Source organism: Mesorhizobium sp. M1E.F.Ca.ET.041.01.1.1 (assembly GCF_003997355.1).
In the GTDB taxonomy this organism is placed as follows: Bacteria; Pseudomonadota; Alphaproteobacteria; order Rhizobiales; family Rhizobiaceae; genus Mesorhizobium.
Genome location: NZ_RZSL01000035.1, coordinates 1 through 22,397, shown reverse-complemented (window position 1 = coordinate 22,397; position 22,397 = coordinate 1). Strand labels below are relative to the sequence as shown.

Sequence of the window (22,397 nt, the reverse complement as noted above, 5' to 3'; positions counted from 1 at the left end):
ATCTTCAACGTCAGAAAGATAGAGTCGGCATCGAAGCTGCCAATCTCCCCCCTTGCGGGGGAGATGGCCGGCAGGCCAGAGGGGGGTGCCTCGCGCCAACCTTGGCTGGGAGCAGCCACAATCCTCGCAACGCTGGCTCTCCTGCCAGCAATCTCCGTCCCCGCCCGCGCCGATCCCCTGCCCGCCGGCTTCGTCAGGCTCGCCGATGTCGATCCGACCATCCGTCAGGATATCCGCTATGCCGGTATCAAGAACTTCCTGCGCCGCAAGGTGGATGGTTACGAAGCCCCCGCCTGCATCCTGACAGAACAGGCGGCAAAGGCGCTCTCCAGTGTCCAGAAAGCATTGAGCGCCAAAGGCCTGACGCTCGTCGTCTTCGACTGCTACCGCCCGGCGCGCGCCGTCGCCGACATGGGGAGATGGACGAAAGAAGGCGGTCCGCCCGACCCGCAATGGTACCCGACGGCCAAACGCGGCGATCTCATTGCCAAGGGTTATGTCGGCGAACTGTCCAGCCACTCGCGCGGTTCGACTGTCGACCTCGCCTTCGCCGCCATGGACAAGAAAAGCGCCGCTGATCCCGCCTGCGGCGCCCCCGATGCGGTCACGCTCGATTTCGGCACCGGCTTCGACTGTTTCGACCCGACGAGCGAGACGGCCCACCGCCCTCTTCCCGCCGAAGCGGCAGCCAACCGCAAGAGGCTGCTGTCGGCCATGCGCGCCGCCGGTTTCCGCAATTATGCGCGCGAATGGTGGCACTTCACGCTGCGAGACGAACCGTTCGCCAAGCAGCGTTTCGACTTTCCCGTCACCGCGCCATGAAAGGGCGGATCGACCCCAACGCAAATCTCACGCTGCTCAGACCTTGCCGCCACGCCAGCCGTCTCTAGATGGCGTCGGACAGGCGCAGAGCCTGCTCTGGCTAATATGAGGAAAATGTTTCCCGAATATGCCGGCCGTCGGCGAAAAATTGCTTTGATGGGGCAAAAAAGGCAACATTGAATGCATCTAAATTCTATCAATTCGGTAGAGTTCGGCCGTCATCAACGGAGGCGGAAATGACCAACCCTCATTTCAGGAAACTGCTCGGCGCGCTGGTCGCCACATCTGTCCAGTTCGGCACGCTCGGTTTCGCGTTTGCCGATACGACCATTCTGAACGTGTCCTACGACCCGACCCGTGAGCTCTACAAGGCCTATGACGAGGCCTTCGCCGCGCACTGGAAGGCCGAGACTGGCGAGACCGTCACCATCCAGCAGTCGCATGGCGGATCGGGCGCACAGGCCAGGGCGGTGATCGACGGTCTCGACGCCGATGTCGTGACGCTGGCGCTCGAAGGCGATATCAACGCCATCGTCTCGAAGACGAAGAAGATCAACCCTGACTGGCGCACCAAGTTCGAGAACAACTCGGCACCCTACACTTCGACCATCATCTTCCTGGTGCGCAAGGGCAATCCCAAGGGCATCCACGACTGGAGCGACTTGGTTAAGGACGGCGTCCAGGTGATCACGCCGAACCCGAAGACGTCCGGCGGCGCGCGCTGGAACTATCTTGCCGCCTGGGCCTATGCCAACGCCAATGACGGCAAAGACGAAGCCAAGACCAAGGAATTCGTCGGCAAGCTTTACGCCAATGTCCCGGTGCTCGATACCGGCGCGCGCGGCTCGACGGTGACCTTCGCGCAGAAGGGCCTCGGCGACGTGCTGATCGCCTGGGAGAACGAGGCCTATCTCGCGCTTGACGAATTCGGCGCCGACAATTTCGACATCGTCTACCCGCCGACCTCGATCCTTGCCGAGCCGCCGGTCGCCGTCGTCGATGCCAATGTCGACGCCAAGGGCACGCGCAAGGTCGCCGAGGCTTATCTCGGCTGGCTCTATTCCAAGGAAGGCCAGACCATCATCGCCAAGAACCACTATCGTCCGGCCAAGCCCGACCTGGTGCCCGCCGAGGACCTTGCCAAGCTGCCGGCAATCAAGCTTGTCACCGTCGACGATCCGCAATTCGGCGGCTGGAAGAAAGCGCAGCCTTACCATTTCGGCGACGGTGGTGTATTCGACCAGATTTATAAGCCGGCCCAGTAAGCTAGGATATAGATCAGGACGACATGACCACAGCACCCGCCCAGGCGGGGTGGCGGTTCAGACAGCCGAGCGTCATTCCGGGTTTCGGATTGACGCTCGGCTTCTCGCTTGCCTACCTCACGCTCATCATCCTCATCCCGCTCTCGGGGCTGGTCTGGCGTTCGGCCGCGCTCGGCTGGACCGATTTCTGGGCGATCGCCGTCGACCGCCGCACCCTCAACGCGCTGAAGATCAGCTTCGGCACCGCTTTCATCGCCGCCGCGGTCAATGTCGTGTTCGGCACCGTCGTCGCCTGGGTGCTGGTCCGCTATCGTTTCCCCGGCCGCCGCATCGCCGATGCGATGGTCGACCTGCCCTTCGCGCTGCCCACGGCGGTCGCCGGCATCGCGCTAACCACCCTTTACGCACCGAACGGCTGGATCGGCCACCTTCTGGCACCGCTCGGCATCAAGGTTGCCTACACGCCACTCGGCATTGTCGTGGCGCTCGTCTTCATCGGGCTGCCTTTCGTCGTGCGCACTGTCCAGCCGATCATGGAAGAACTCGACAAGGAGGTCGAGGAGGCGGCGGCCACGCTGGGCGCCAACCGCTTCCAGATCATCACTCGCGTGCTCTTCCCCGGACTGGCGCCGGCCATCATCACCGGCTTCTCGCTCGCTTTCGCGCGCGGCGTCGGCGAATACGGCTCGGTCATCTTCATTGCCGGCAACCTGCCCTTCAAATCGGAGATCGCACCGCTTCTGATCGTGATCAGGTTGGAGGAATACAATTACGCCGCGGCGACCGCGATCGCCGCGATCATGCTGGCGCTGTCCTTTGTAATGCTTTTGGTCGTCAATCTCGTGCAGTCATGGAGCCGCAAGCGCTATGGCTGACCCCGAGATCAAATCCTACGAGCCGCTTCACGAAAGCCAGTCGGCGGCGGTCACCGAAAGCCAGCCGGTGCGCTGGGTGGCTATGGGGATTGCCTTTGCCTTCCTCGCCGTCTTTCTGCTTCTGCCGCTGATCGTCGTCTTCCACGAGGCGCTTGCCAAGGGCATCGGCACCTACACGGAAGCGCTTGGCAGCCCCGACACCAGATCGGCGATCCGCCTGACGCTGCTTGTGGCCGCTATCTCGGTGCCGCTCAACGTCATTTTCGGCATCTCGGCCGCCTGGGCGATCGCCAAGTTCGAGTTCAAGGGCAAAGCCTTCCTCACCACGCTTATCGACCTGCCCTTTTCGGTCTCGCCGGTCATTTCCGGCCTGGTCTATGTGCTTCTGTTCGGCGCACAGGGGTTGCTCGGCGAATGGCTGAAGGCGCACGGCATCCAGATTTTGTTCGCCGTGCCGGGCATCGTGCTCGCCACCGTTTTCGTCACCTTCCCCTTCGTTGCGCGCGAGTTGATCCCGCTGATGCAGGAACAGGGCAATGGCGACGAGGAAGCCGCGCTTTCGCTGGGCGCCAATGGCTGGCAGACCTTCCGGTATGTGACGCTCCCCAACGTGAAATGGGGTCTGCTCTATGGCGTGCTGCTCTGCAATGCCCGCGCCATGGGCGAGTTCGGCGCGGTGTCGGTGGTGTCCGGCCACATACGCGGCCTCACCAACACCATGCCGCTGCATGTCGAAATCCTCTACAATGAGTACAACGCCGTCGGCGCTTTCGCCGTCGCTTCGCTGCTTGCCGGCCTAGCGCTGGTGACACTGGTCTTGAAAACACTTCTCGAGATGCGCTACGGCGCCGAGATCGCCGCGACGCGCGGACACTAAGATGCATGTCGCCCAAAAGTGTGTAGCGGTTTTGGGACAACGACATGCATCAACTAACTGAGGGATCTGTATGGAAGTTCGCGTTGTCAACGTGCGCAAGGAGTTTGAGCTGTTTCCGGCGCTCCACGACGTGTCGCTCGACATCAGGTCAGGCGAGCTCATCGCTCTGCTTGGACCGTCCGGCTCCGGCAAGACGACCCTGCTCCGGCTGATCGCCGGTCTTGAGCGTCCGACCAAGGGCGCCATCTACTTCGGCGAGGAAGACGCCTCGCAGAAGTCGATCCAGGAGCGCAATGTCGGCTTCGTCTTCCAGCATTACGCGCTGTTCCGCCATATGACGGTTGCCGACAACATCGGCTTCGGCCTCAAGGTCCGGCACGGCGCCGCACGCCCCTCCACGCAGGAGATCCGCCGCCGTGCTTCCGAATTGCTCGACCTTGTCCAGCTTTCGGGCCTGGAAAAGCGCTATCCGGCACAGCTCTCCGGCGGTCAGCGCCAGCGCGTGGCGCTGGCCCGCGCCATGGCGATCGAGCCCAAGGTGCTCTTGCTCGACGAGCCGTTCGGCGCGCTCGACGCCCAGGTGCGTCGCGAACTGCGCCGCTGGCTGCGCGAGATCCACGACGCCACCGGCCACACAACCGTCTTCGTCACTCACGACCAGGAAGAGGCGCTGGAGCTTGCCGACCGCGTTGTCGTGATGAGCCAGGGCCGCATCGAGCAGGTCGGCTCGGCCGACGAGATCTACGACACGCCGAACTCACCTTTCGTCTACAGCTTCATCGGCGAATCGAGCTCGCTGCCGGTCAAGGTCGACAATGGCGAGATCTGGCTCGCCGACCGGCCGATCGGCCTGCCGGCGCCGAACGCTCCGTCCGGCGAGGCACTGCTCTATTTCCGTCCGCACGATGTCGAGCTGCTCGACGGCTGCAGCGGCTGCATCGCCGGCACGGTCGCCGCCAGCCGGCGCGTCGCCGGTACCAGACGAGTAGAGCTCGAGGTGGGCGGCGAGCGCCAGCGCGTCGAGATCGAGCTGCCTATCGACCATCCCGCGGCGCAGAAGAGCCGGGTGGCCTTCAGGCCGGGGCGCTGGAAGCTCTTCCCGACTGCCTGACACATCTTTCTGCCTGCCGCTCTCCGCTGGCGCCCGCCGGCGCCGCGATGAATCTGCTTGGAAGAAAATCCCGCCAAACAGCTGTTTGGGCGACGCTTTTTCCTGGCGCCTGCCATCCACCCGGACCGCGTGCCTCGTCGGACCAGACTTTCCTTCTTATGGTCGCATTATAGTTTCTGACTGTTCCGAAGGAGACCTGTTTTCATGAAGCGCCTATTGCTCGGCATCGCCGCTCTCGCCGGCCTCGTCCTCGCCTCCTCCCAAGCCTGGTCGGCCGACAAGCTGTTGAATGCCTCATACGACGTTGGCCGCGAATTGTTCGCCGACATCAACAAGGCCTTCATCGCCAAGCATCCTGGCGTGACGGTCGATCAGTCCCACGCCGGCGCCTCGGCGCAGGCGCGCGCCGTCGCCGATGGCCTGGGTGCCGATGTCGTCACCTTCAACCAGGTCACCGACGTCGATTTCCTGGTCAACAAGGGGCTGGTCTCGGCGGATTGGCAGAAGGATTTCCCGGATAACGCCTCGCCCTTCTATTCGCTGCCGTCCTTCCTGGTGCGCGCCGGCAATCCCAAGCACATCAAGGACTGGAGCGACCTGGTGCGCGACGACGTGCAGGTGATCTTCCCCAACCCGAAGACATCGGGCAACGCGCGCTACACCTATCTCGCCGCCACCGCTTACGCCAAGGAGGCTTTCAAGGGCGACGACGCCAAGGTGAAGGAGTTCATCACCAAGCTGTTCAACAACGTGCCGATCTTCGACACCGGTGGCCGCGCCGCCACCACCACCTTCGTCCAGCGCGAGATAGGCGACGTGCTGATCACCTTCGAATCCGAAACGCGCGGCATCCGCAAGGAATATGGCGACGACAAATTCGAGCAGGTCACGCCTTCGGTCAGCCTGCTCGCCGAATTCCCGGTGGCGATCGTCGACAAGGTCGCCGACGAGCACGGCAGCCGCGATCTCGCCAAGGCCTATCTCGACTTCCTCTATTCGCCGGAGGGTCAGGACATCGCCGCCCGCAACGGCCTGCGGGCTCGCGACGCCTCGGTTGCCGCCAAATACAAGGCCGATTTTCCCGACGTCCGCCTGTTGACGGTGGACGAGGTCTTCGGCGGCTGGGACAAGGTGCAGAAGGAGCATTTCGCGGCCGGCGGCCTGCTCGATCAGGCCTACGCCGGCCACTAGCTCCTCAATCATAGAGCGCAGGAGAGCCGGCCTTTGTCGGCTTTCTTTGTGCCGGCGGGCGGGATTGAATCGCCGGCCGAATCCCGAGTCCTCTGTGAAGAACGTTACGAAGAATCAACGCGTTTGTGCCTAAACCTGTGCTCGCAAATTGTTGGGCCAAACAACATTCAGGGGCCAAACTGTCATGATTTGCACACAAACAACCGCCAGATGCAGGCGATTGGGGTTTGATGAACTGAATCGGGCATGCTGACCAAAAAAGGCAAATACGGCCTCAAGGCCCTCGTGCATCTTGCCAGCCTGCCGGTTGGCCAGCTTGCATTCGTCAACGACATAGCGGTCGCCAACAACATCCCGAAGAAGTTCCTGGATGCCATCCTGGGCGAACTGCGCAACGCCGGCTTCGTGCAGAGCCGCAAGGGCAAGGAAGGCGGCTATCGCCTCGCCAGGCCCGCGTCCGAGATCAAGATCGGCCATGTCGTGCGCGTGCTGGACGGGCCGCTGGCGCCGATCCCCTGCGCCAGCCGCACGCAATATCAGCGCTGCGAGGATTGCGACGAGGCGACATGCCAGGTCCGCCACATGATGCTGGAAGTGCGCCAGGCGATCGCCGAGGTTCTCGACAATCGCAGCCTCGCCGCCATGCGCGATGCCGCCAATGACGATTTCCCGGCCGAACTGACGTCGCAGATTTAGAGGCAATTCCAGGAAAGTGCGCGGCGATTTTCCGTCCGGAATCGCGCAAGCAGAGCCGTCGCTCGCCTTAACGCTCCCTGCCGCTGGTTGCTTGCCCGCCTTGGAGGCAGTAAAGCGGCTGAAGGATTGAACGGGGCTTTGAAGCATGAGGCTGCCTTGGCTTGGCAATTTCCGCAGGGCCAAACGGCAGCCGTCATCCGCCAGCGTCTATCATACCGAGATCATCGCCGACGTGCTGGTGCCGGAGCGTGGCGAAACCGTCCGCTTCTTCAGCCGCAAGCTCGTCCGTCCCGGCAAGCTGCGCCGCTTCTCCAACAAGGATCTGCGCGAAAGCCTGCTGTCCTGCTTCTATCTCGGCGTGGCGGCGGTCCTGCCTGTCATCTCGTGGGCGCCGATCTGCGACTGGGTCTCAACACTTCGGCGCAAGCGCCATTTTCGCAAGGAATTCGCGCGCTACGACGTCGCGATCAAAGCGGTGCTTGGCGATGGCGCCGACACGCAAAGCCTTTTCAGGGGTCACCTTGCCGCCGCGCATCGCCGCCGCCTGATGTTGGCCGCCCATCTGGTTCCGCGCCGCTGGTCGCCCGCAATCCGGCTGGAAGGCGTCGACGGCTTGCGCGAGGCCCTGCGGCGCGGCCGCGGCGCCATTGTCTGGTGCGATCAGTTCATCGCCCAGACCATCATGGGCAAGCGCGCCCTCTTCGAAGCCGGCATCGAAGCGCACCAGGTCAGCGTCAACTTCCACGGCTTCTCGGAAAGCAAGTTCGGCCTGTATGTGATCAACAGGCCGCTGGTCAAGGTCGAGAACCGCTTCCTGAAGAGCCGCATCGTCTTCGAGCGCGCCGACGCCTACCAGGTCACGGCGCGCATCCAGAAGACGCTGAAGGAGAACGGCGTCGTGCTGATGACCAACACCGTCCACGCGGGCTCCACCTTCACCGAAGCTGCCATGGGCGAGCATGGCTGGACCCACCTCGCCTCGGCGCCGGCCAATTTCGCGGCGCGCGCCGGTGCTGCGCTGTTTGCCATGTCGACCTTGGAGACCGTGCCCTTTCGCGAATACCGGGCGATCGTCAGCCCCGAGCTGAAGCCCATCACCAGCCAGCCGGCAACCCTGCCGGCAAAGGACGTGGCGGCAAAGAACCTCGTCCTGCAGGCGGCCTATATCCTGCTCAAGCGCGACCGTCTGCTGGAAGCGGTCAAATTGCATCCGGAACAGATGATGGCCTGGTCGGGCGCCCACCGTCTCACCGGGCGGCAGGATCAACCCGCGATCGGTAGCGATGTCGGTTAGCCGAGTGCTTGCCTTGCGATCCCGGCGACAGTCCGCGTCGCGTCCACGGTTACCGCCTGCTCGTCCCTGCCCGGCTCTTCCAGGGTTGCGAACTGGCTGTCGACCAGGCTGGCCGGCATGAAATGACCCTTGCGGGCCGCAACCCGTCGCCAGGCGGTCTCGCGATCGATCTTCAGGTAGAGGAAGACGATGCCCGGACAGAAGCGGCGCAGCCGGTCCCGGTAGCTGCGCTTCAATGCCGAGCAGGCCGCCACGGCCCTCTGTCCGTCGGCGATGGAGGCCGCGATGCGTTCGCCGATCGCGTCGAGCCAGCCCTCGCGCAACGCATCCGTCAGCGGCTCGCCGCGCGCCATGCGCGCCACGTTTTCCGGCGGATGCAACCCGTCGCCCTCAATGAAGACTGCGCCCAGCGACTTGGCCAGCGCTTCGCCGACGACCGTCTTGCCGCAGCCGGCAACCCCCATCACGACGATGGCCGGCGCTGACCGGATCTCGTTCAATCAAGCCTCCGATGGTTTTGGCCTTGCCGACCCTTCATCCGCGATCAGCGGCTTGCCGGCGCGCGGCCATAGAGCAGAAGCATGGCGACGATCACGACGCCATAGATGATCTGCCGTCCCGCCTCCGGCATCTGCATGACCGACAGGATCGATTGCAGCAGCGTGATAAGGATCACGCCTGCAACGGTTCCGAGATAGGAGCCGCGCCCACCGAGGATCGAGGTGCCGCCCAGCACCACCGCGGCGATCGACGGTAACAGATAGGCGTCGCCCATCGACTGCGCGGCCTTCGATGCATAGCCGGCGAGCAGGACGCCGCCAAAGGCCGAGAGCCCGCCGGACACGGCAAAGGCAATCATCACCACACGGCGCGTGTCGATGCCGGAGAGATAGGCGGCGCGCTCGCGGTTGCCGATGCCGTAGACGGCGCGGCCGAAACTGGTGCGTGTCAGCACGAAAACCATTGCGGCCCCTATCAGCGCCCAGATGATCACGGCGTTCGGCACCCCCGGTATGGCAAAACCGGTCGCGAGGTAACGCATCGCCGCCGTGGCCGAATCCTGCGGCGAGAACCCGCCCGTATAGACCACCATCAGCCCCTGCGCGACAGCGTTGGTGGCTAGAGTGATGATCATCGAGGGAATGCGCAGGTAAGCGACGCCGATGCCGTTGACGATGCCGATCGCCACGCCGCACAGGATGCCGAAAGGAATGGCCAGCGCGATGCCGGCCGGACCGTAGGCGGCGGCCGCGCAGGCCATCATGGCGCCAGTCGCAACGGCCCACGGCACGGACAGGTCGATCTGGCCGAGCAGGATCACCAGCATCATACCGGTGGCGATCACGCCGAGAAACGAGGCGACCTTCAGTTGCTGCAGCAAGTATTCCGGCGACAGGAAGCTGCGCGAATAGAGGCTGCCCACCAGAAGCAGAAGCAGGATGCAGGCAAAGGCGGTGATCACCGCGGGGTCGGCGCGGCGGAGGAATTTCGGCATACGGCCGGCGATGCCGCCAAGCGTCGTTTCGCTCACAGGAACCACTCCAGCCGGTTGCGCACCCGAAACAGCGCGAAGGCGCCGAGGCTGACCGCGATCAACAGGATAACGCCCTGGAACAGCGGCTGCCAGAGCGGATCGAAGTCGAAGACGAACAACAGGTCGCCGATGGTGCGGAAGGCGAGCGCGCCGAAGATCGCGCCGATGGCGCTCCCCTTGCCGCCGAACAGCGACACGCCGCCGAGCACGACGGCGGCGATGGAAAACAGCGTGTAGGCATTGCCGCTGGCATAGGCCGCCTCCCCCGTATAGGTGAAGAAGGTGAGGAACAGGCCGCCGATCGCGGCAAGCAGGCCGGCCAGCGTATAGGCAAGGAACTTGCCGCGGCGGATCGGCACGCCCGACATATAAGCCGCCGTCTCCGAGGAGCCCGCCGCATAGGCGGCGCGGCCGAATTCGGAGCGGCTGAACGGCACCCAGACTATGAGCACCACGACGAACAGTGCCACCAGGCTTGCTGGCACGACGCCGAAGAAGCGCCCGGTCAGGAAATCGGCGAGGTCTTCATTGACCGAACCGCCGGGCACCGGCCGCAGCAACAGCGCAAGGCCGAAATAGACAGCACCCGTAGCGATGGTGGCGACGATCGGCTGCAGGCGGCCATAGATCACGATGGCGCCGTTGACAGCCCCGCAGATGAGCCCGGTGCCAAGCACGGCAGCCACACCGAAGGCGGTTTCGAGCCCGGTGCCGATCACCAGCCAGGAAGCCATGCAGTTGGTCAGTGTGAAGATCATGCCGACCGACAGGTCGATGCCGGCGGTGATCACCACCAGCGTCTGCGCCATCGCAACGAAGGCCAGCAGCACGCCCTTGTTCGCCGCCGTCTGCACGACATTGGCGGTGAAGCCGGCCGGATGGTTCGCGCTGTAGATCGCGAACATGACGATGAAGATGCCGAACGCGAGCAATGTTCCGCGCTGCTCGGCCAGCCAATAGCGCCAGTCCTTCACGCCGCGCCCCCTTTCACCACGTTCTCGCTCCTGGCACTTTCTCCGTGGATGTTCAGCGCGCTGGCGATCAGCGCGTGCTCGGTGATTTCGGCGCCGACCAGCTCGCGCTTGACCGCGCCGTCATAAAGCACAAGCACGCGGTCGCAGCAGCCGATCAGCTCGTCATAATCGGTCGAATAGAACAGGATCGCGGCGCCTGCATCCGCGAGCTTGCGCATCAGTTGGTAGAGCTCCTGCTTGGTGCCGACATCGATGCCGCGCGTCGGATCGTTGAGCAGGATGATGCGCGGCTGCCGCATCAGCCATTTGGCGATCACCACCTTCTGCTGGTTGCCGCCGGAAAGCGCGCCGACCGGAATGTCGAGGCCCGCGGTCTTGATCGCCAGCAGCCCGACCATGTCGTCGATCAGACGCTGCTCGGCGCCGCGATCGATAACGCCGGCCTTCGACAGCCTGTCGAGCGCCGCGAAAGACAGGTTTTCGCGCACCGTCATCGGCAGCATCAGCCCTTCCGTCTTGCGGTCTTCCGGGATCAGCGCCATGCCCACGCGGTCATCGCTCGCGGCTGCTGGGCTTGCGATCGAAACCGGCTTGCCGTCGACGAGGATCTGCCCGGAAAGACCGCGCAGCACGCCGAAGAATGCAAGCAGCAATTCGCGCTGGCCCTGGCCGTCGAGACCGCCGAGCCCGACGACCTCGCCGGCTCCGATCGACAGCGAGATATTGTCCAGCCGACCGCTCCATGAGAGGCCGCGCGCCTCCAGAACCGGAACTGCGCCGGGTTGGTGACGAACCGGCTTCGGCGGGAAGATGTGGCTGTATTCGCGGCCGATCATCAGTTCGACCACTTCGTTGTCGCTCTTCGACCCTGCCGCGTAGCTGGCGACATTGCGGCCGTTGCGGAACACCGTGCACTGGTCGGCCAGCTCGGCGATCTCGTTCATGCGGTGCGAGATGTAGAGCAGCGCCAGCCCTTCCTCGCGCAGCCGCTTCAGCACGCCGAATATCTTGGCGACATCCGCCGCCGTCAGCGCCGAGGTCGCTTCGTCGAGGATCAGGATGCGCGGCTTCCTGGCCAGCGCCTTGGCGATCTCGACCATCTGCCGACGCGACAGCGGCAGATCCTTTACCAGCGCCAGCGGATGGATGTCTGAAGCGCCCGCCCGGGCAAGCGCCTGTTCCGCGATGCGCCGCTGCGCCTTGCGGTCGATCATGCCGAAGCGCTTGGGCGGGTCGGAAATGACGATGTTGTCGGCGACGCTGAGTTCCGGGATGAGCGACAGTTCCTGGAAGATGCAGACGATGCCGGCCTGGTTCGCGGCGGCCGGTGAGGCGAAGGTCACCTCGCGCCCATCCAGCGTCATGCGGCCTTCGTCCGGCGCGACGACGCCGGCCATGACCTTGATCAAGGTCGACTTGCCGGCGCCGTTTTCGCCGAGGATGGCGTGGATGCTCCCGGCCGTCACGGAAAGGTCGGCCTTCTCCAAGGCCCGAACGCCGCCATAGCGCTTGGATATGCCTTCCATCTGGAAGAGCGGTGCCGCGCCGTCCATCAGCCCTCCCCAGGCCAGTTCGCGATTGGCATCAAGAGCATGTCTCCCGAAAGTGGGAACCGGTTTCGGGACAAAGACATGCGTAAAATCAAAAGCCTAAAGCGCATTGAGCAAATCTGAAAGATCGCGACGCGCTTTGGCGGCCGGCGCCGCGGATCTCCCGCGGCGCCGGTTGGATCAGGCTACTTGTTTTCCTTGGTCTGGCCCATGATTTCCTGCGCGGTGAAATTGATGCCGCAGGTCGGGAAGGAGTTGCCGACGAAGAAATTGTCGGACTGGTCCGGGAAGAAATCCTGCCCCGCCTTGAAGTTCGGATCCTCGACGATGGCCAAAGGCAGCTTGACCGACTGCGGCACGACATTGCCTTCGAGCGCTGCGATCGCAGTCTTGATGGCGACCGCGACCTGGGCCGGGCCGGTGCCGGCCGAAGAGCATTTCAGTCCATCCGCCGCATGCGCGGCGCAGAACTTGCGGAAGCCGTTTTCCGTCTCGCCGCCGAACGGCACGAACGGATGCTTGGCGTCGATCATCGCCTGCACGATGCCGGTGTCGCCGCCCTGTCCCGTGATGCCGTCGAACGGTCCGCTGGTGGCGATCGCGTCGGCGGTGGCCTTCTGCGCCACGCCGTCATCCCATTTTCCGACGACCTCGGTGACATCCCACTTCTTGCCGGACCCATCGAGCACCTCATGGATGCCGTTGTGGCGGTCGGTGTCGACTGAGGTGCCGGCCACGCCGCGCACCTCGAGCACCTTGCCGCCATTCGGCACATGCGAGACCAGCCACTTGCCCCACAGCTCGCCGAGGCCCTTCTGATCGACATTGACGTTGATGGCGTCCTTGGTGTCGAGGATGTTGTCGAAGGCGACGAGAATGACGCCGGCTTCCTTGGCGCGCTTGATCACCGGCCCGAATGCGGTCGGGTTCTGGGCGTTGACGACGATGGCGTCAAAGCCGGAATCGATGAAGTTGTTGATCGCCGAAATCTGCGCCGGCACATCCTCGCCGGTCGATACCACCTTGAATTCCTTCAGCTTCTTGGCGACGTCCGGCTGCGCGGCGTAGGCCTTGGCGGTCTGAATCATCTGGATGCGCCAAGTGTTGGCGATATAGCCGTTGGCGAGCGCGATCCGGTACGGACCATCTTTCTTCGGATATTTGAAGAACTGTGTGTCGGCCGCCCAGGGCGCGAAGCAGTCGGGCTCGGCCGCCGGCCCTTTGACAATTTCCGGATCGGCGATCGCCGAAGAACTCAGCATGACAAATGCAGTGGCGGCAATGACGCCGCCAACGAGTGACTTGATCATCGGTATTCCTCCCAGTTGCAGTTCTGCTTGTTAAATGTGTTGGCGGTCGGCCGGCACCCTCCTGCCAATCCGATACGCTTGCGAGGTGGCTTGTGCCGTCCCTCTTTTCCCCCTCTCGGCCCTCCAAGCGGCTCATGAAACTATCATATTATACATAATAAACAAGCATGAGCTGTTGCTTATGTATAATAAACAGGCTTCATGCTTTAATGGTAGCGCTACCATTAAAGGCTGTAAACCGGCATTTGCACAGTCGCCTCTGTGTGTTTCAGCGAGCGGTGCTCTCGCGGCGTATTAGCTCGAAACCGAGGTCGACGACCCGATGCTGCGGCCTTTGGCCCGCGATCGCCGACAATGCCATGGCAACCGCCTGGCGGCCGATTTCATAGCGATGCGTGCGAATGCTGGTGACCGACGGGAAAGCCGCCTGCATCATGTCGAGGTCGTTGAAGCCGACAATGCCGATTGTTTTCGGCACAGCGATCGCGGCGCGGTGGCATTCGAACAGAACGCCGAGCGCAATATCGTCATTGTTGCAGAAGACGCCGTCGAGCGCCGGCATCTTGGCCAGCGCATCGCGCAGAAGCTCACGTCCGAGCGTCACGCTGGACAGCAGCGGCGTGGTCGTGACCAGACGGAGGTCGAACAGGCCTGCCGCCTCCATCGCGGCGCGATAGCCGGCAAGGCGCCGCTGCGAACGCGGATCCATGCGGGCGCCGATGAAGCCGATCCGCCGGTAGCCCATTTCGATCAGGTGCTCGGTGGCCGTGCGGCCGCCGTCGAAATGCGAGAAGCCGACCAGCATGTCGACCGGATCGGGCCCGGTTTCCATAACCTGCACCACCGGACAGCCGGCCGTCTCCAGCAGCTTTCGCGACAGCGGCGTCTGGTCGATCCCGGCCACGATCAGCGCGGCCGGTCGCTGCGAGGCGAACAGCTGCAGCAGGCGCTCTTCCTCCAGGCCAGAATAATGCGTATTGCCCATCTGGATGCGGATCGGGCTGTCCGAAAGGCTGTCGTAAATGCCGCGCACCACCTCGGCGAAGACGTTGTTGGTAAGCGACGGCACCAGCACGCCGAAGACCTCCGCGCGCGCCGAAGCCAACGCGCGTGCATTGGGATCCGGGATATAGCCGAGCTCGTCGACGGCGACCTGTATCTGCCGGCGCAGATCTTCCGAGACCCGCCCGGGCTCGCGCAGGGCGCGCGACACGGTGATGGCGCCCACACCCGCCTTGCGCGCGACATCGGCAATCGTCGGGCGACCGCCACCCCGGCGCGAGCGCGGCCTTGTCACGCCCCTGCCCTTTTTGCACGAAAGGAGCGCAGCGGCGGGTTGACAATCAAGAGCTTAGCCACAGCAACCATGTTCGCAGCCCCATCCCATTCCGGTCTGGGTCGCGCAGGCCATGGCCATTGTCAAGCCGACGAATATTGGTTCAGCCCTGGTAGAGGCGATAAGCCCTCAGGCCAACGCCTCGGTGGTCAGACCGCCCTCGCCTGATCGGCCGTAAGCGCCTGCTCCCGCGTGCCGGAGACTATGATCTCGAGGACCTCGTGCTCGTCGGTGTTCCTGACGTGACGGTCGCCGACATTCTCGCCGCGCTTGAGCACCATGACACGGTCGCCTACGGCGAAAATGTCGACCAGCCGGTGCGAGATGATGATCTGGGCAACACCCTGCCTTTTCAGCTCCAGCATAGTCTCGAGGAGCCGCTCGGTCGCCATCACCGAGAGGTTGGCGGTCGGTTCGTCGAGGATCACGACGCGTGGCTCGAACGAAATCGCGCGGGCAATCGCCACGGACTGCTGGCGACCGCCCGACAGGCTCTCGACCTTCTGGAAAACGGAGTTAACGTCCACCTTGAGCCGCTTCAGCACGCTGTCGGCTTCCGCGTACATCTTGCGGCGATTGATAAAAGGGCCTTTGCGCGGCCAGCGGCCAAGAAAGATGTTCTGGCCGACATCCATGTTTCCACAAAGAGCGAAATCCTGGTAGATCATCTCGATGCCCGCATCGCGGCTCTCATGCGGACTCTTGAAGTGCACCGGTTGGCCGGCGACGAGGATTTCGCCGGCGTCGCGCTGATAGGCGCCGGTGAGGATCTTCATGAGCGTCGACTTGCCGGCCGAGTTGTCGCCGACCAGTCCAAGGATCTCTCCGGGATAGAGCACCAGATCGACTTTCCGAAGCGCCTGCACGGCCCCGAAGGCTTTTTCGATGCTTCGCATTTCCACGATCGGTTGAGGCAACGCAACGTCAGGCATGAATGGTTTCCCGGGTTCGTGCGCGTCGCGCGAGGCGGGCTCGCAGGCGACCGAAGATGTTGGCCTGGCGTACCCAGATGTCGATCAGCACCGCGGCAATGAGGATGACGCCGATGAAGACGTTGATCCAATGCTGCGGCATGCTGAAGCCCTGGACATTGAGCTGCAGGAGCGCCCTAACGAGAGTGATCACGGCTGCACCGGCCAGAGAACCAAGCATGGTGCCGTAGCCGCCGAATATCGACCCGCCGCCGATGATCACCGACGCGATGGCGTCGAGTTCGCGGAACTGGCCTGCAACGGGGTTGAAGCTTCGGAAATAGGCGACGTTGATGATCCCGGCCATCGTCGCGCAGAACGCCGCCAGCATGAGCGAGATGAAGCGCGCCCGGTTGGTGTTGATGCCGGCATAGGCGGCGGCGCGGATGTTGCCGCCGGTTGCATAGACCTTTTGCCCGAACGGCGTGTAGGCGAGCACGATGCCGGCAATCAGGGCGACGAAGATCATCCAGACCGTCTGCACGCTGACCACCTCGGCCAGTGTTTTGAGGATGCCATCCGGAAGCACGATGCCGAAGTGAAGGAGGATGTCGTTCACCTTGCGGCCGAGCAAGTTGTAGCCCTCCGGCCAGCCGGTAAGCTGCTGGCCGGCGACGAACCACGCCGCGAGGCCGCGGGCGATGTAAAACATGCCAAGCGTTGCGATGAAGGCCGGGAGTTTCAAGCCAACGGCGACGACGGCGTTGACGAGGCCGGCAAGCATTCCCGCAAGCAGGCCCATCGCGACAGCGGTGACGGGGTCGGCGCCAAGGACCTTCAGGAAATAGGCCGCCGAGCTGCCGGCGAGCGCCAGGACGGCTCCGACGGAGAGGTCGATATCGCCGGCCGCGATGACGTAGGTAAGCCCGACCGTGATCAGCGCCAGCTCGGTGTAGTTGAGCAGGATCGCGAAAGTGTTGGACAGGTTCCACCAGTAATCCGGCCTGAGGAAAAGACCCGTGAGCCACAGCACCACCGTCAGGATGACGGCGAGGGCGTCGCGCCGGGCGAGGAACTTGCCGAACCCGGTCGCCGACAATGCGATGTCGGTCGCCATCGCGCCCTTGGTCACCACGCCCTCGAGCGCGACGCCGCCAATCTCGAAGGCCGGCGGCGGCGGCCTGCCGCGCAGCCATGCCCAGAAGCGCGCCGCGATCTGGCGGCGGATGAGATAGGGTTCGATCAGCACGGCGATGACAAGCAGCAGCCCGAGGAAGACCGGCACCGCGCCCACCGGCAGGGAGTAGACGGCGTTGACGGTCACCTCCTCCTCGCCGATCTTGATGGTGCGCGTGATCGGCAAACCCTCGCGCAGCACCTTGTCGAGCAGAACGACCAGCGTGGCGCCGAGGCAGGACCCGGCGACGCGGCCGCGACCGCCGAGAATGGAAGCGCCGCCGATGATCACCGCTGCGATGACGGTCAGTTCGCCGCTGACGCCGTAAAGCGGGGTCACGCCCTTGTCCTGTGCAGCCGACAGAAGGCCGGCAACGGCGGCGCAGAGCGACGAGAGCAGATAGGCACGGATGCGCACCCAGTTCGTCGGTATGCCGGCATAAACCGCTGCCTGCTCGTTGCCGCCCGTCGCAAAGGTCTCATAGCCCCAGCGAGTGTTGGCGAGCACGTAGGCGCCGATCACGGCAACGACGGCGAAGATCGCGATCTGGTTGTTGAAGCCGAACACGTTCGTCTCACCGAGGTGGAAGAAGAACGGAGCCTCCTTCGCCTTGCCGGGATAGTAGATCGCCTGCCCTTGCGTCAGCGCAAGCACGAAGCCGCGGCCGATCAAAAGCGTGGTCAAGGTGGCGATGAACGCCGGCACTTTGAGGATGGTAACCAGCACGCCGTTGACAAGGCCGATCACCACGCCAAGAAGGACGCAGACGGTCACCGACGTGACGATGTCGAGATCGGCAAAGCTTGGCGCGAACAGCCTGGCAAAAACCACGGCGACCAGGCCGTAGATGGAGCCGACCGAAAGGTCGAGGTCCTTGTTGACGATGACGAACGTCATTCCGACCGCAATGATGGCGACCCGCGAGGTGTCGCGCAGCAGCGCATGGAACGCCTCCAGCGAGCCGAAGAAGGTCGGATTGACGACAGCGCCGCCGAGATAGATCAGCGCCAGCAGGGCAAGCAATCCCGCTTCCCAGCCCCCGACGAGCTGGGATGGAAGGCGGCGGGCGGGAGCTTCGGCGGACATGTTGATAACTGGGTTCCGAAGGTAAACCGCGCGGAAATATCCTGAAGCGCGTCGCGCCAGAAGGACGACGCGCTTCAGTTTCTTGTTTTATGCATGTCGTTGTCCCAAAACCGCTGCGCACTTTTGGGCGACATGCATTGGTTCAGTTCTCGAAGCGCTTGCCGACCTTTGTCACGGTCTCCTTCGTCACAAGTTGGGCACGCGTATCCAGATTGGCGGCCGCGATGCCACGATCGATCTGCAGATAGAGCTGCATGACCGGATAGAAGCCCTGCAGGAAGGGCTGCTGCCCGAGCGCGCCGGTCAGGTCGCCGCTCTTCAGCGCATCCTGCTGGGTCGGGCCGATGTCGAAGCCGTAGGCGCAGATCTTGCCGGTCTTGCCGGTCTGGGCGACGGCCTTGGCGAGCGCCGGCGTGAACACGTTGTTGCCGGCGAAGGCGCCGACAACGTCACCGCGCGATTCGAACAGCGTCACGATGCCGTTCACCGGATCGTTCGGATTGGTGTCGATGCCGGTGTTCTCAGGCCCCGCGTCGACCTTGAAGGCCTCGAGCTTGCCGGCGGCCTTCAGGCCCTTGACGATCGCGTTGAAGGCCGAGGTGACTCGATTGTTCACCTCGATGTTGCCCATCGCGGTCGATGACGGCAGGACGATCGAGCCCTTCTCGATACCCTTGTCGGCCAGGCACTTGACGAGTGCCTCGCCGGCGATCGCCGCGGCGGAGGCGTCCTGACCGGTGTGGCTGATGCCGCTGCGGTCGAGGATCGTGCCGTCGAAGGAATTGGTCGTTGCTACCGGTATGCCCTTGGCCTCGGCGGCCTTGACGATGTCGTTATAGGCGCCGACCTGGGGCGTTGTCATGATCAGCCCGTCGATCGTCGGATCCTGCACGATCTGATTCAGGATTTCGATCTCGCGGGCCGGGTCGTCGGTCGGAGATTCCGAGCCGAGCAGCAGTATCTTGGCGCCGATCAGATTGCCGGCGGCAGTTGCGCCGACATAGACCGGATCGAAGAAGCCGTTGCCGGCCGTATGTGTGACGATGGCGAAGGTGAGATGGCCATCGGCCGAGTGGAAATCCTTGGTGGTGGGGGCTTCCTTTGCGGCTTCCTCGAAGCTGTAGCCGCCGACTGCTTTCTCGACGCCGCCGGACTGCGCGAAGGCGGAGGGCACGCCGAGCAACAACGCCGCGGCGGATGCCGCGAGCGGGAAAGTACGTCTCATGATTATCCTCCCTTGCATTCAACGGGCGGAAGCCGTTCGAGCGCAATTATTCAGGAGATTTTCCGAGTGCTTCCTCCCACTTCGCAATATTCCGCCCAAAGCCTGTCCAAGTAAATAGCCTCGACGTCATGCGAAAGAGCACGGACGAGTTCGGCCGCCTCCCACCTAGCCCCTCCTTTGCACCGGTTGACCACCTTGCAATGGCCAGGTTGCTGGCGGACATCAGGCCAGCGCTTCAGCACCTCGCCTTGCCTTCCACATAAGCAGCAAGATGGCGGCGAGATTCACCAGGTTCCAGGCGATGCCGTTGAGGAATGCCGCCGCGTAGGAACCGGTGAGATCGTAGATCCAGCCCGACATCCAGCCGCCGACCGCCATGCCGAAGATGGTCGCCATCAAGACGATGCCGACGCGCTGGCCGGCTTCCTTGGCCGGCATGTAGTCGCGCACGATGATGGCATAACAGGGCACGATGCCGCCTTGCGAAAGGCCGAAGACGAGCGAGACGACATAGAGCGAGACCAGCCCGTCAAAGGGGATATAGAAGAACAGCGACACGCATTGCAGCACCGAACCGACGAGCAGCGTCTTCACCGCGCCGATGCGATCGGCGAGAAAACCCGACCCGATCCGGCTGACGACGCCCGCCGCCAGCATGATCGACAGCATGTCGGCGCCGCGCGCGACGCCATAGCCGAGATCCATGCAATAGGCGACGATATGCACCTGCGGCATCGACATCGCCATACAGCAGCCGAAGCCGGCGACAACCAGCAGCGTCTGCAGCGCCGCCGGCGACAGCGAAATCGGCTGAACCGGCCGACTGCCCGGCGAGCCCGAAGCAGCCTCGCGCGGCGCGCCTCGCCGCAGCATCAGCACCAGCGGCACCATGGTCGCAAGGCAGAACACACCGATCGCCGCATATGTGAAACGCCAGCCTTCGCCCTGCATGACATAGGGAATCACCATCGGCCAGACTGCACCGGCCAGATAGCTGCCGGACGCGGCTGCCGTCACAGCGACCCCGCGGCGGCGGTTGAACCAATGCGAAATATCGGCGATCAGCGGCCCGAAGATCGCCGAGGTGCCGACGCCGATCAGCAGCCCTTGGGCAAGGGTGAAGCCCAGGATCGAATTGGTGAGCGAAGCGAGCAGAAAGCCGGCACCGAGCGCAATCGCCGATGCGAATGCCGGAATCCAATAACCCATGCGGTCGATGGCGCGTCCAACCAGCACGTTGCCGGCGGCAAAGCCCACCATGGTCGCGGTGTAAGGCATGGACGCAGCCGCGCGATCGATGCCGAACTCGGCCTGCACGGCGGGCAGAACCACGACCACCGCCCACATGCCGACACCGCCGATCGTCGCCAGCAGCAAGGAAATGCCAAGCCGCATCCATGCATGGAGGCTGTCGATGCCGGCACTGGTTGCAGTGTTTCCGGGGATTGTCGTCAAGTCGTTCCTGTCCGCGATTCTTCGAGATCGGGCGGGTTTTCAGCCCACTATCGGCGCATTTCCGCCGCCGAGCAGCGCCACGAGGGACAAATCCGTGGCTCCAGCGATTGGAACCTGACCTGCCGCCCGGAGTTCAGCACCTAAAGCGCGAAAGGAGTTCGCCAATGACCGCCAAAAAGAAATGGTCGGCCGAGGTGACCGAGCACAGCGATGCGCTGGATCTCGAAGAGCACGTCTTCGAATCCGACGATGCCAGGAAGATCGCCGCTTCGCTCAAGCGCTCGGCCGAGCACAGCCACCGCCGCAAGGCGGAGCCGTTCCGGTCCGCAATGTCGATGCTGAATTTCTACATCAACCGCGCCGGCAGGAACCTGCCGGAAGCGCGAAAGCGGGTGCTGGAAAAGGCGAAGGACGAATTGCGCGTCGCCTTCGGGCGCGAGAAGCAGGACTGAGGCCTGTTGGGATTCAAGGTCAGGCCGGCCTCACCTGAATATCGACAGGCCTTAACGCGAGCGGATGACGTCGTCGGTATTGGCGAGCAGCTTGCGCACGGCATTGCGCGCCGCATCCGGCCGCTGCAGCCGGATGTTCCTCTCGATCGCTTCGTGCAGTTTCTGGGCGTGCTGCAGGTCGTCCAGTTCGCGTGTCGTATAGGCAAAGAGGTGGTCGAAGGCGGATTCGATGAGGACGCCGAGCGGCACCAAGAGGTCGTTGCCCGAGGCACGGAGGATGGCGAGGTGGAAGCGCGTGTCGGCGCGGGTGCGCTCCTGCAGGTTGGTCGCCTCGCCCATCTCGCGGCAGGCCTGGCTGATCTCGGCCATCTGTTCGTCGGTGCGCCGCATTGCTGCGAAAGCCGTCGCCTCCGGCTCGATGATGTGGCGGAACTCCTGCACCGTTCGCAGGAACACGTCGCGGTCGGGCGAGGTCGCGTACCAGGCGAGCACGTCCCGGTCGAGCAGGTTCCAGCGCTCTTTCGGCTCGACCCAACTGCCGATCTTGGGCCGCGACGCCAGAAGGCTCTTTGCCATCAGCATCTTGATCGCCTCGCGCACCGCCGAACGGCTGACGTCGAAGGTTTCCGACCATTTCGCTTCGTTGGGCAGGATGGTGCCGGGCGGATAGTCGCCGCGCACGATCCGAAGGCCGATTTCGCTCGCCAGCGACGTGTGCACACTGGCGCCAGGGATGCGTGGCGAGTTGGGCCGCCGGACGCCCGCCGGACGCTCGGCGGATGCCGCTTTCTTCGGCTTTTTTTCGTTGTTCGGCTTTGCGTCCCGCATATGTCCAGAAAGTCCGGTTTTCAGAAGCTGTCAAGCCGGGCAAGCCAGCTTTGCCTCAGGGCACGCGGATGTGCACAGCTCAACCAGCATTTGTCTCCCCTCACGCGGCCTTGACGTATTTGCGCCAGCTGTGTTCGGGCCGGAAGCCCAGCACATCGCGCGCCTTACGGTTCGACAGCAGCGTCTCGAATTCACCGAGCTCGGCTTTCACCGGCACGCCGGGATAGAAGCGCTTCAGGAGCTCGGCCGTCGGCAGGTCGGACGAGGTGTCGTCATTGGCCGCGTTGAAAACCTGATAGCCCAGCCCGTCCTTCTCGATGGCGCGAAGCGTGATCTGGCCGAGATCGCGGGCGTCGATGTAGCTCCAGGCGATGCGCTTGCGGAAGCCCGGATCGGCGAACCATTTCGGGAACAGCGCATATTCATGC

20 protein-coding genes and 1 pseudogene are annotated in these 22,397 nt (G+C 63.6%); 9 read left to right on the top strand and 12 right to left on the bottom strand.

Annotated elements, in window-relative coordinates:
• The first annotated feature begins 63 nt into the window (after positions 1-63).
• The 8 genes from EOA38_RS05605 to EOA38_RS05570 all read left to right on the top strand — a co-directional run bounded on the left by EOA38_RS05605 (position 64) and on the right by EOA38_RS05570 (position 8,131).
• Positions 64-822 carry a M15 family metallopeptidase gene (locus EOA38_RS05605; RefSeq protein WP_127298706.1) on the top strand — a complete coding sequence of 253 codons (759 nt, stop codon included), beginning with the start codon at positions 64-66 and terminating at the stop codon, positions 820-822.
• Positions 823-1,058: 236 nt separating this feature from the next.
• Positions 1,059-2,087: a sulfate ABC transporter substrate-binding protein gene (locus tag EOA38_RS05600; protein WP_126093009.1), complete on the top strand. Its 1,029-nt coding sequence runs from the start codon at positions 1,059-1,061 to the stop codon at positions 2,085-2,087.
• Positions 2,088-2,110: 23 nt separating this feature from the next.
• Complete coding sequence (gene cysT / locus EOA38_RS05595; RefSeq protein ID WP_126093008.1) at positions 2,111-2,962, top strand: sulfate ABC transporter permease subunit CysT; 852 nt, start codon at positions 2,111-2,113, stop codon at positions 2,960-2,962.
• Positions 2,955-3,839: a sulfate ABC transporter permease subunit CysW gene (cysW, locus tag EOA38_RS05590; protein ID WP_126093007.1), complete on the top strand. Its 885-nt coding sequence runs from the start codon at positions 2,955-2,957 to the stop codon at positions 3,837-3,839. The genes cysT and cysW overlap by 8 nt, the downstream gene beginning before the upstream one ends.
• 70 nt (positions 3,840-3,909) lie before the next feature.
• A complete protein-coding gene (locus tag EOA38_RS05585) occupies positions 3,910-4,950 on the top strand; it encodes a sulfate/molybdate ABC transporter ATP-binding protein (protein WP_126093006.1) in 1,041 nt (346 codons plus the stop codon).
• 204 nt (positions 4,951-5,154) lie between these two features.
• Positions 5,155-6,141, top strand: coding sequence for a sulfate ABC transporter substrate-binding protein (locus tag EOA38_RS05580; RefSeq protein ID WP_126093005.1), 987 nt, complete (start codon positions 5,155-5,157; stop codon positions 6,139-6,141).
• 246 nt (positions 6,142-6,387) lie between these two features.
• On the top strand, positions 6,388-6,837 hold the full coding sequence (locus EOA38_RS05575) for an Rrf2 family transcriptional regulator (RefSeq protein WP_126093004.1): 450 nt from the start codon (positions 6,388-6,390) through the stop codon (positions 6,835-6,837).
• A 145-nt stretch (positions 6,838-6,982) separates the two neighbouring features.
• Complete coding sequence (locus tag EOA38_RS05570) at positions 6,983-8,131, top strand: hypothetical protein (RefSeq protein ID WP_126093003.1); 1,149 nt, start codon at positions 6,983-6,985, stop codon at positions 8,129-8,131.
• On the opposite strand, the gene EOA38_RS05565 is transcribed toward EOA38_RS05570, so the two are convergent.
• The 10 genes from EOA38_RS05565 to EOA38_RS05520 all read right to left on the bottom strand — a co-directional run bounded on the left by EOA38_RS05565 (position 8,128) and on the right by EOA38_RS05520 (position 20,629).
• On the bottom strand, positions 8,128-8,595 hold the full coding sequence (locus tag EOA38_RS05565) for a gluconokinase (RefSeq protein ID WP_126095850.1): 468 nt from the start codon (positions 8,593-8,595) through the stop codon (positions 8,128-8,130). The genes EOA38_RS05570 and EOA38_RS05565 overlap by 4 nt on opposite strands.
• A gap of 80 nt (positions 8,596-8,675) precedes the next feature.
• Positions 8,676-9,662: an ABC transporter permease gene (locus tag EOA38_RS05560; protein ID WP_126093002.1), complete on the bottom strand. Its 987-nt coding sequence runs from the start codon at positions 9,660-9,662 to the stop codon at positions 8,676-8,678.
• Positions 9,659-10,639 (bottom strand): ABC transporter permease, encoded by a 981-nt coding sequence (locus EOA38_RS05555; protein ID WP_126093001.1) that lies wholly within the window; start codon positions 10,637-10,639, stop codon positions 9,659-9,661. Before EOA38_RS05555 ends, EOA38_RS05560 begins: the two co-directional genes overlap by 4 nt.
• Positions 10,636-12,192: a sugar ABC transporter ATP-binding protein gene (locus EOA38_RS05550; protein ID WP_126093000.1), complete on the bottom strand. Its 1,557-nt coding sequence runs from the start codon at positions 12,190-12,192 to the stop codon at positions 10,636-10,638. The genes EOA38_RS05555 and EOA38_RS05550 overlap by 4 nt, the downstream gene beginning before the upstream one ends.
• A 182-nt stretch (positions 12,193-12,374) precedes the next feature.
• Positions 12,375-13,499: a sugar ABC transporter substrate-binding protein gene (locus tag EOA38_RS05545; RefSeq protein WP_126092999.1), complete on the bottom strand. Its 1,125-nt coding sequence runs from the start codon at positions 13,497-13,499 to the stop codon at positions 12,375-12,377.
• A gap of 268 nt (positions 13,500-13,767) precedes the next feature.
• On the bottom strand, positions 13,768-14,796 hold the full coding sequence (locus EOA38_RS05540) for a LacI family DNA-binding transcriptional regulator (RefSeq protein WP_126092998.1): 1,029 nt from the start codon (positions 14,794-14,796) through the stop codon (positions 13,768-13,770).
• A gap of 188 nt (positions 14,797-14,984) precedes the next feature.
• Positions 14,985-15,767, bottom strand: coding sequence for an ATP-binding cassette domain-containing protein (locus EOA38_RS05535; RefSeq protein WP_126092997.1), 783 nt, complete (start codon positions 15,765-15,767; stop codon positions 14,985-14,987).
• Positions 15,760-18,009, bottom strand: coding sequence for an ABC transporter permease (locus EOA38_RS05530; RefSeq protein ID WP_126092996.1), 2,250 nt, complete (start codon positions 18,007-18,009; stop codon positions 15,760-15,762). The genes EOA38_RS05535 and EOA38_RS05530 overlap by 8 nt, the downstream gene beginning before the upstream one ends.
• A gap of 142 nt (positions 18,010-18,151) precedes the next feature.
• Entirely contained in the window at positions 18,152-19,234 is a 1,083-nt protein-coding gene (locus EOA38_RS05525) for a substrate-binding domain-containing protein (protein WP_126092995.1), read from the bottom strand.
• Positions 19,235-19,456: 222 nt separating this feature from the next.
• Entirely contained in the window at positions 19,457-20,629 is a 1,173-nt protein-coding gene (locus tag EOA38_RS05520) for an MFS transporter (protein ID WP_126095849.1), read from the bottom strand.
• A 224-nt stretch (positions 20,630-20,853) separates the two neighbouring features.
• On the opposite strand from EOA38_RS05520, the gene EOA38_RS05515 reads away from it, so the two are divergent.
• Entirely contained in the window at positions 20,854-21,141 is a 288-nt protein-coding gene (locus EOA38_RS05515) for a DUF3175 domain-containing protein (RefSeq protein WP_126092994.1), read from the top strand.
• 51 nt (positions 21,142-21,192) lie between these two features.
• Here the strand turns inward: EOA38_RS05515 and EOA38_RS05510 are convergent, their stop codons facing one another.
• On the bottom strand, positions 21,193-21,969 hold the full coding sequence (locus tag EOA38_RS05510; protein WP_126092993.1) for a FadR/GntR family transcriptional regulator: 777 nt from the start codon (positions 21,967-21,969) through the stop codon (positions 21,193-21,195).
• 100 nt (positions 21,970-22,069) lie between these two features.
• Positions 22,070-22,397: pseudogene (locus EOA38_RS05505) on the bottom strand (NAD(P)-dependent oxidoreductase); the annotation flags it as partial.

Excerpts from the sequence above, each read along its gene's own strand:
- EOA38_RS05605 (WP_127298706.1), top strand. The coding sequence starts at position 64 with ATGGCCGGCAGGCCAGAGGGGGGTGCCTCGCGCCAACCTTGGCTGGGA.
- EOA38_RS05600 (WP_126093009.1), top strand. The coding sequence starts at position 1,059 with ATGACCAACCCTCATTTCAGGAAACTGCTCGGCGCGCTGGTCGCCACA.
- cysT (WP_126093008.1), top strand. The coding sequence starts at position 2,111 with ATGACCACAGCACCCGCCCAGGCGGGGTGGCGGTTCAGACAGCCGAGC.
- cysW (WP_126093007.1), top strand. The coding sequence starts at position 2,955 with ATGGCTGACCCCGAGATCAAATCCTACGAGCCGCTTCACGAAAGCCAG.
- EOA38_RS05585 (WP_126093006.1), top strand. The coding sequence starts at position 3,910 with ATGGAAGTTCGCGTTGTCAACGTGCGCAAGGAGTTTGAGCTGTTTCCG.
- EOA38_RS05580 (WP_126093005.1), top strand. The coding sequence starts at position 5,155 with ATGAAGCGCCTATTGCTCGGCATCGCCGCTCTCGCCGGCCTCGTCCTC.
- EOA38_RS05575 (WP_126093004.1), top strand. The coding sequence starts at position 6,388 with ATGCTGACCAAAAAAGGCAAATACGGCCTCAAGGCCCTCGTGCATCTT.
- EOA38_RS05570 (WP_126093003.1), top strand. The coding sequence starts at position 6,983 with ATGAGGCTGCCTTGGCTTGGCAATTTCCGCAGGGCCAAACGGCAGCCG.
- EOA38_RS05565 (WP_126095850.1), bottom strand. The coding sequence starts at position 8,595 with ATGGGGGTTGCCGGCTGCGGCAAGACGGTCGTCGGCGAAGCGCTGGCC.
- EOA38_RS05550 (WP_126093000.1), bottom strand. The coding sequence starts at position 12,192 with ATGGACGGCGCGGCACCGCTCTTCCAGATGGAAGGCATATCCAAGCGC.
- EOA38_RS05545 (WP_126092999.1), bottom strand. The coding sequence starts at position 13,499 with ATGATCAAGTCACTCGTTGGCGGCGTCATTGCCGCCACTGCATTTGTC.
- EOA38_RS05535 (WP_126092997.1), bottom strand. The coding sequence starts at position 15,767 with ATGCCTGACGTTGCGTTGCCTCAACCGATCGTGGAAATGCGAAGCATC.
- EOA38_RS05530 (WP_126092996.1), bottom strand. The coding sequence starts at position 18,009 with ATGTCCGCCGAAGCTCCCGCCCGCCGCCTTCCATCCCAGCTCGTCGGG.
- EOA38_RS05525 (WP_126092995.1), bottom strand. The coding sequence starts at position 19,234 with ATGAGACGTACTTTCCCGCTCGCGGCATCCGCCGCGGCGTTGTTGCTC.
- EOA38_RS05520 (WP_126095849.1), bottom strand. The coding sequence starts at position 20,629 with ATGCGGCTTGGCATTTCCTTGCTGCTGGCGACGATCGGCGGTGTCGGC.
- EOA38_RS05515 (WP_126092994.1), top strand. The coding sequence starts at position 20,854 with ATGACCGCCAAAAAGAAATGGTCGGCCGAGGTGACCGAGCACAGCGAT.
- EOA38_RS05510 (WP_126092993.1), bottom strand. The coding sequence starts at position 21,969 with ATGCGGGACGCAAAGCCGAACAACGAAAAAAAGCCGAAGAAAGCGGCA.